Annotated in this window: 6 protein-coding genes and 3 pseudogenes; 4 read left to right on the top strand and 5 right to left on the bottom strand. The window is 61.2% G+C overall.

Going from position 1 to position 6,802, the window contains the following annotated elements; translation table 11 throughout:
* Nucleotides 1-263 (top strand): hypothetical protein (locus BN2476_RS47825; RefSeq protein WP_218274595.1); only part of this gene is annotated, 263 nt, incomplete at its 5' end.
* A gap of 206 nt (nt 264-469) precedes the next feature.
* Here the strand turns inward: BN2476_RS47825 and BN2476_RS40615 are convergent.
* Both BN2476_RS40615 and BN2476_RS40610 read right to left on the bottom strand, forming a co-directional pair.
* Nucleotides 470-784 carry a YdhR family protein gene (locus BN2476_RS40615; protein WP_087739788.1) on the bottom strand — a complete coding sequence of 105 codons (315 nt, stop codon included), beginning with the start codon at nt 782-784 and terminating at the stop codon, nt 470-472.
* 117 nt (nt 785-901) lie between these two features.
* Nucleotides 902-2,350, bottom strand: a complete 1,449-nt coding sequence (locus BN2476_RS40610; RefSeq protein ID WP_087739792.1) for a pyridoxal phosphate-dependent decarboxylase family protein — start codon at nt 2,348-2,350, stop codon at nt 902-904.
* Between the two features lie 379 nt (nt 2,351-2,729).
* Between BN2476_RS40610 and BN2476_RS50040 the strand changes: the two are divergent.
* Nucleotides 2,730-2,908: pseudogene (locus BN2476_RS50040) on the top strand (3-hydroxybenzoate 6-monooxygenase); the annotation flags it as partial.
* A 206-nt stretch (nt 2,909-3,114) separates the two neighbouring features.
* On the opposite strand, the gene BN2476_RS40605 reads toward BN2476_RS50040, so the two are convergent.
* Entirely contained in the window at nt 3,115-4,818 is a 1,704-nt protein-coding gene (locus BN2476_RS40605; protein WP_235851189.1) for an adenylate/guanylate cyclase domain-containing protein, read from the bottom strand.
* Between the two features lie 344 nt (nt 4,819-5,162).
* On the opposite strand from BN2476_RS40605, the gene BN2476_RS40600 reads away from it, so the two are divergent.
* Together BN2476_RS40600 and BN2476_RS40595 are read left to right on the top strand one after the other, a co-directional pair.
* Nucleotides 5,163-5,507 carry a DUF4148 domain-containing protein gene (locus tag BN2476_RS40600; RefSeq protein WP_087739787.1) on the top strand — a complete coding sequence of 115 codons (345 nt, stop codon included), beginning with the start codon at nt 5,163-5,165 and terminating at the stop codon, nt 5,505-5,507.
* Nucleotides 5,508-5,632: 125 nt separating this feature from the next.
* A complete protein-coding gene (locus BN2476_RS40595) occupies nt 5,633-5,932 on the top strand; it encodes a DUF4148 domain-containing protein (RefSeq protein WP_087739786.1) in 300 nt (99 codons plus the stop codon).
* A gap of 280 nt (nt 5,933-6,212) precedes the next feature.
* Here BN2476_RS40595 and BN2476_RS40590 read toward each other — a convergent pair.
* Nucleotides 6,213-6,504 (bottom strand): annotated as a pseudogene (locus tag BN2476_RS40590) (cupredoxin domain-containing protein).
* Between the two features lie 111 nt (nt 6,505-6,615).
* Nucleotides 6,616-6,714 (bottom strand): annotated as a pseudogene (locus tag BN2476_RS49415) (tyrosine-type recombinase/integrase); the annotation flags it as partial.
* Nucleotides 6,715-6,802: the final 88 nt, after the last annotated feature.

Genomic DNA, 6,802 nt, shown 5'->3' with positions numbered 1-6,802 from the left:
GGTTCTCCCGTCTGGCGACGAGTGTCCATCCGATGGACGCCTCCGAAGCGCTTGGGTGGATCATGGTGCTTGTCTTCGTGGCCGCTTATGCGGGTATCGGGATGGGCGGCGCAGCGTGCCGTCTGCATTCAATCGCCGGGCCCCCCCGTCGGGCGGCCGTCCATGACCGGGACGCCGTGGTCATGTCGCTCACCCGGGAATTCATTGCCTGCGTTGTCGGGGCAGTCCGTCTACGACAGAGCTTGCGGAACGATGCTGATTAAGCTCAGATGCCGCACAAGGCGAAATCCAGCCGATTAGTGCTGGCGCGGCAGGCGTCTGCATCCGAATCAACACCCCGGGCTCGGCGCGTGCCGACGTTGTCCCACCATGCTGCGACGTGCGGGTCGTACATGGTGCCACCATTGGAAGGCGCGATGCTGAAACCAACAGATATCGATGGCGGTCCGCGCGTCTGGTCCCCTGCCGATCAGTCAAGCCCGCCCGCCTGCCCACTCGCCTTGTCGGTCAACGCGACGGTCTCGAAATAGCTGATTTTCGGCTCGGTGCTGTAGCGAGCACGGATTCCGGCGAGCCATTCGCCGGAATAGAAGCGTTCGGCTGCCTCCTTGCTTTCCCACATATAAACGCCGCCCGCAACCTTGCCGTCGCGGGCGCAGATGAACTGCTTGCGAAGAAAGCCTGGGATCTTGAGAAAATCCGGCGCGATCTTCGCGAAGTGCGCCCGGCACTCCTCGAGGCCGATGGCCGGCGGCAGGTCATAGAGGACGATGGCTGTGATCATGGATGTTTACTGCGATGGGCAAGTCGTTGATTGGCTGTGAGCCGCGGGCGTTCACGTGCGCGATAGCAAACAATCGCGTCCTTCAAAAGACTTCCTCGGCCAACTGACTGCCGTAGCTTAACGAGAATCATCCGGCCGCGTTTTGTCAGCTCTACCTGCAGCGGCTCTAACCTGGCGCCAGGCCGCAATGATGGAATCGACCGAATGATCGATATCCGCAGCGGTGGTCGCCCAGGAAATGACGGAAACGCGCATCACGACGCGACCGCGCCAGCCGGCCTCAGCGACATAGCAGACCCCGGCCGCCTGAATTCCTTGAATGACCGCTCTTGTTAGGGCGTCCCGTTGCTCAGGTGGCGCGCCAACGCCGAATTGCACGACAAACTGGTTCAACTCCACCTGGTTCAGGACTTCCACTCCGGGCTCCGACGCTAGCCGCTCCGCCATGCGCCGCGCCAGCTTGCAGTGTTGCTCGACCATCGCGGCAATGCCGCTCCGCCCAAGCGTGCGGATAAGCGCCCAGGTGGCGAAGCCACGTGCGCGTCGGGAAAGTTCGGGCACGTAGTGAAACGGCTCCCGACATCCCTCGCCGGCCGAAGGCAGGTAACTCGCTTCGTACGACATCGCGCGCCGGTGCGCTTCCGCGTTCCGAACAATTGCATAGCCGCAATCGTAGGGCGCTTGCAGCCATTTATGGCCGTCGGTCGCCCAGGAGTCGGCTTCCTCGACGCCCGCAGTCAAATGCACCAGCGAAGGACACGCTCGCGCCCACAGACCGAAAGCCCCGTCGACGTGCAGCCAGCCGCCGCGGCGATGCACGATATCCTTGATGTCCTTGAACGCATCGAATGCGCCGGTGTTGATCTGGCCCGCCTGCGCGATCACGATCAGCGGGCCTTGACCGGATGCCAGCATGCTCGACAAGGCGACCGACTGCATGCGCCCCGCTCCATCGGTCGGGACCCGGCTTACCCGGTCGTGGCCGAGACCAAGGTAGCGCAAGGCGGCAAATACCGCGGCGTGCGCGTCGTCACCAACGCACACGCGTATCTCAGGCGCCGCAAAGAGGCCATCTGCGTCGACATTCCAGCCGACCCGGCGCAATACCTCGCCTCGACCTGCTGCGAGACACACGAAACTCGCCATGGTCGCGCCCGTCGTGAAACCGATCGAGCATTCCGCAGGCAGTGAAAGCAGATCAAGCAGCCATCCTGTCGCAACCTGCTCGACGACGGCATTGGCTGGAGACCCCAGATAAGACCCGCTATTTTGTCCCCACACGCTGGTCAGCCAGTCGGCCGCCACGCCGACGGGGTGCGAGCCACCGATGACCTTGCCAAAAAAACGTGGCCCTGCCTCCCCCATCAGTCCAGCGTCCGCACCTTCAGCCAACAGCTTGATGACTTCAGAGGCCGCCATGCCATCTTCAGGCGTCGGTGCGTCCAGGGCTGCCCATAATTGATCGAGTGTCGCCGTCGCGGTCGGACATCGAATTGCGCGCGTTTCATGGAACCGCAATGCAAACGTGTACGCCTTCTCGAGCACATTGCGGTAATCGTCCGACATGGTCGCTCCTGTCCGGGAAGCCATTCCTTTATAGAGGGTGAAAGGCGAGTATTCCAGGGAGTAGCCGCTCCGGCCGAAGGTCGAAATGGGCGGGCACGGTGCCGATATCGACTCGGTTACGTGGACCGCTGCCGGTCGGCGATGCAACTGACGTTAACCGGCCAACAGGCGTCATTCACTCGTCCCGTGGCTCGGACGTTCAGACGTCGGCTCCGCCCAGCAAACGGCCATTCGATTGGCGGAGATGAACTTTGTTTCATCGGCCAAAGGCATTATTCGTCCGTGGGCTTCGGCTTGTCGGCGAGGGGGCTGCTAACCGGACATCCGTCGCTAAGGAGCCGCGAATGTCTCGTCTGACATCTGCAGACGCACACCCTAGGCGCTCGAGGATGCGGTCACGCTCGGTGTGGCAATCGAATCCGCCGATGGCGACTTCGACTCCGCGTTCGCGCCGTTGTCGAGCGTCTGGTGCGCAACTTGATGCGGGTCGACCGGACGCAGGAGAGTTTCTACGATGCGTTACAGTGGCCACGCGGATGGCGTGGCGAGGACTGCTGAAGGGCGTCGTCTAACGCGACGCGATTCGAAAAAAGGGCCTGCAGCAAACAAGAGGCGGGGACCCGTAGCCGGCTCGTCCTCTGTCCTCGTTGAAATCGCGCGGAATGAAGTACAACCGGCCCTGAGGGCCCACACCGGTCTTGTGCCGCGTTCGCTGAACAACGTCTTGACATCGGCGGTCAGTGAGCGTGGCGCGAAGGGCGTAGTCAGGCTCGAGGCATCTGCGCCGCCTTGGGTAGCACACGGACAGGCACCACGTCATCGCGGCCTCGCAGGCGTGCGGCAAGCTCTGGCAGGCCTTCGGCTGAAACGCCGGCATGCTGGAAGACCTGTTCTGAGACGATCGCCTCGCAACCGATCTCCTTTGTCAACTGCTCAAGTCTCGAGGCCACGTTCAATGGGTCACCAATTGCAGTGAATGTGACATGCTCGCGAAAACCAATCTCACCCATCACCGCCCGGCCGCAATGCAATCCAATGCCAAACCGGATTTTCGTTTGCAGCTGCTGCTCGAGCGCAGCGTTGAGACCGTCAATATTGGCTGCCACCAACGGCACCGCGCCGAGCGCCTGACGGCAGGCAGTGGACGGCTCGCTGCTTAAGCCAAATATCGCGAGTACTGCGTCCCCCAGGAACTGGTTTGGCAGGCCGCCCGCCTGGACTACCGCGGAGCTGACCGCACTCAGGAAGCGACTGACCACGAATATGCTGTCGAACGGTAGTTGTGTCGCCGCAATCCTTGTGGAATCCCGCATATCCACGAACATGAACGCTGCGAATCGCTCTTGCGGCATGACGTCCCGCTGGCTCCGTTGCAAGAAAGCCGTTGATGCTGCCGGTGGCACTAGCGGCCACACGGAGAGATCATGAGTCGGCCGCAACTGGCAGGCGAGGCGCACTGTCTGCGGATCGGCCCCCAGTCGTTCCAAAACGTGCTGCTCCGCCTCGGCAGGCGCGGGCAGCGGCGCGTCGCTGAGCACGCGCACCCGGCACAACGTGCATCGGGCGCGGCCACCACAGCTGCTGGCATGGGCAATGCCCGCCATGCGGCTAACCTCGAGCACCGAAAATCCGAGCGGCGCGATTACCTTTCGCCCGTCTGGATAGAGAACGCAGAGCCGCCCGACCCGGCGCTCCCGCACCGTGCGTGCGAGCCGCGCGGCGAGCACCAGCAGCACCGCACCACCATCGAAGAGCAAAAAGTCATTGCGCAGCTCGGCGAGCCAAAGGTTTTGCAATCCCGTTCCGATGATCGTCGGCCGGGTCGCCGCGGCGCGCCAGGCAGGATTCTGCGCGAGCGCGATCACTTCGCGTCCGCCCTGCAGGAAGCCTAGCAGCGCGAGCACCGGGAGCAGGACAGCAACGCTCAGCAGCACGCTCCGCCACGCCCCAAACCATGGTTTCAATCGCAACCAGAACCAGATGCCATAACACCCATGCAGCCAGGCGACCACCAACAGCACCAGCTGCACACGGCCGAAGAACGGTGAATCGATCCACAATGAGTACAGCAATTGCGCGTAACCCTTGTTCAGGCCGAACTCGGCAAGGGCGACCCGCGTATTCACAACATGGTTCGCCAGCAGCGGCGGTATGCACAAGCCGAGAACCAGTTGCGCCACCTCACCCGGAGTCCAGTGCACCGAGCGCCGTTCGTACAGAGCCCACAGACCCAGGAAGAAATGCGTCACGAGCGCGCTGTACAGCACGGCCGTTCCAAGCCATCCCTGCCAGATGAACTTCTGCACAAGCAGATCACGCTCCAGCCATGCGAGGGAGATATTCCCCAGCGAGTGATTCAGGAGGTGCGTGCCCACGTAGGTGAACAGCACCAGTCCGGTGGTCAGCCGGACCGATCTCACACCCCTCGGACGCAACCATTGAAGATAGGGAAAGTGCTTCGATTGCATCTGACGAAATACCAAAGGCTGGGCCGATTTATTCGTGCCATATGCGGTGACGGCAGCGAGTGATCCACCGGGAATAAAACGCGCGAACTTTCGGATCAGAAAGTATAGGTCCCGCTGATCGATAGGTGTCAGAAGCCGAGGCAATGAGGTCAAGCACGCCTTCGGGAATAACTGCCGTCCTGCCCATGTATACCTTCCCGTGAGCAATTGATCAGGACGCGCTCCCGACTGTGGCCTGTATCCAACCCCAGGTGGCCGCGGTCCTCAGCTCAAAAACAAGTCTTGGCAATCCTGTTCACGGTGACACGTCGATCCTCATACACCGAAATGATTAGGAACCCGAAATGAATAGGCGCACTGTGGTTGTTCTTTCGATAGTCGGCCTGGCAATGGCAGGGATTTCCACCGGCGCGTCGGCGCAGGGAAAGACTCGCGCTGAGGCCCTGCAGGAACTGATTCAGGCCGAACACAATGGCCTAGCCTTCATTACTGACACCTCGTACCCCGACGTCAGTCCGATCTTCGAACAGCAGGTCGCCCGCATGCGGCAGCAATATGACAGCGGCACCGGCGGCGTCCCCGCAGCCGGTTCGAGCGAGCGGGGCAATGTCCGAAAGGATACGAGTGCTGCGGGCTCGTCGGCTTGCGTCGGGCCGATCAGCTTCTGTTCTCCGTACTTCGGCAGTTGAGTGGCCATCCTCGCGCACCCAGCGACGCTTCGGCTTTCCTTTCTAGCGGAATAAAGATTTTGATGTTTTCCCTGCCCTAAAGGCTTAAAGGCAGGCAACCCAAACGTTTCTCGGAGCAAAATCTCATGAAGATGCTCGTTTGTCTCACGCTGGCAGCCTGCTCGCTAGCCGGCCCGGTCACGGCGTTCTCGCAATGTCAACAATTACCGTTGACCCGCGCGCAGGTGCGCGCGGAGCTTTTGCGACTCGAGGAGGCCGGTTATAACCCGTCCGCGGGCGATGAGGGTGACTACCCGGCCGACATTCAGGCGGCGGAGGCAAAGATCGCCGCAGAAGACGCGCAACGACTTGTCGCGGGAGATGTCGGCGGCACAGCACTGGACGATTCCTGCGCGGCGGGCAGATCTGCTGCCGCGTCGCGTTAACGCGCCGGCGATTTCAGGCCACGACGCTGGCTCGGCTAACGCACACTCGGGCAGTCGCCAAATGGTGAGCGCTGGGACCGCGCGGATCAGTCCGTCTTAATCTTCTCGTGTAGCCAACGGCGCTGCGTTGGCTACACGACCCCCAAGGTCACTAGATTTGCCTTAGCCGCAGTCTGCATGCACCTGCGGGAGGCGCCCCCGCAGGTGATCGCCCCGCCCTGGAACCCGGACTTCCAAGTGGCTTGCGGCATTGGGGGGCACTAACGCCTCTGCAACCCGTCTACTGCACGGTGATGGTCTCCATCATATTCGGGTGTATGCCGCAGAAGACCTTGTAGACACCCCGTTTATCGAACTTGAACTGGTAGGTTTCATTCTGATCGAGCGCTCCCGAGCGAAACATGCCGGCGTCGTTGACCACTGTATGCGGTTCGCCATCCAGATTTTTCCAGGTCACGGTCGAGCCGGCTTTGACCGTCAGCGACATCGGCGAGAACATAAAATTCTTGATCACAAGTGTTCGGCTCCTGGGCCTGCGCGACGGAAGAGCCAGCAGATGCCGCTATAAGCATCCCGCCTCCGAGGACGGCAACGAGGGTACGACAGAGAGTGACATATAGCATGATTCGGATCCTGTTGGTAGACGAAGTCAGGAAATTCAAACGAGCGTCGTATCGGTGGACACACGTGCTCTCAAGGCGGTTGTGACCGAGCAGATCGCCGATTGTCTTGACGCCGACGCCTTGCTCAAGCAAGCGCATGGCGAAGCTATGCCTCAAGCAGTAGGGGCTGGTCTGTAGTGGTCAACTAATTTCCTGTCTCTTATACACATCTGACGCTGCCGACGAGCGATCTAGTGTAGATCGTGCT

The organism is Paraburkholderia piptadeniae (assembly GCF_900007165.1).
In the GTDB taxonomy this organism is placed as follows: Bacteria; Pseudomonadota; Gammaproteobacteria; order Burkholderiales; family Burkholderiaceae; genus Paraburkholderia; species Paraburkholderia piptadeniae.
The sequence above is the reverse complement of the archived record's forward strand: the minus strand, read 5'-3'. Positions and strand labels throughout refer to the sequence as shown.

Bases quoted from the DNA above. Each gene is read 5' to 3' on its own strand.
- BN2476_RS40615 (WP_087739788.1), bottom strand. From the start codon at position 784: ATGATCACAGCCATCGTCCTCTATGACCTGCCGCCGGCCATCGGCCTC.
- BN2476_RS40610 (WP_087739792.1), bottom strand. From the start codon at position 2,350: ATGTCGGACGATTACCGCAATGTGCTCGAGAAGGCGTACACGTTTGCA.
- BN2476_RS40605 (WP_235851189.1), bottom strand. From the start codon at position 4,818: ATGCAATCGAAGCACTTTCCCTATCTTCAATGGTTGCGTCCGAGGGGT.
- BN2476_RS40600 (WP_087739787.1), top strand. From the start codon at position 5,163: ATGAATAGGCGCACTGTGGTTGTTCTTTCGATAGTCGGCCTGGCAATG.
- BN2476_RS40595 (WP_087739786.1), top strand. From the start codon at position 5,633: ATGAAGATGCTCGTTTGTCTCACGCTGGCAGCCTGCTCGCTAGCCGGC.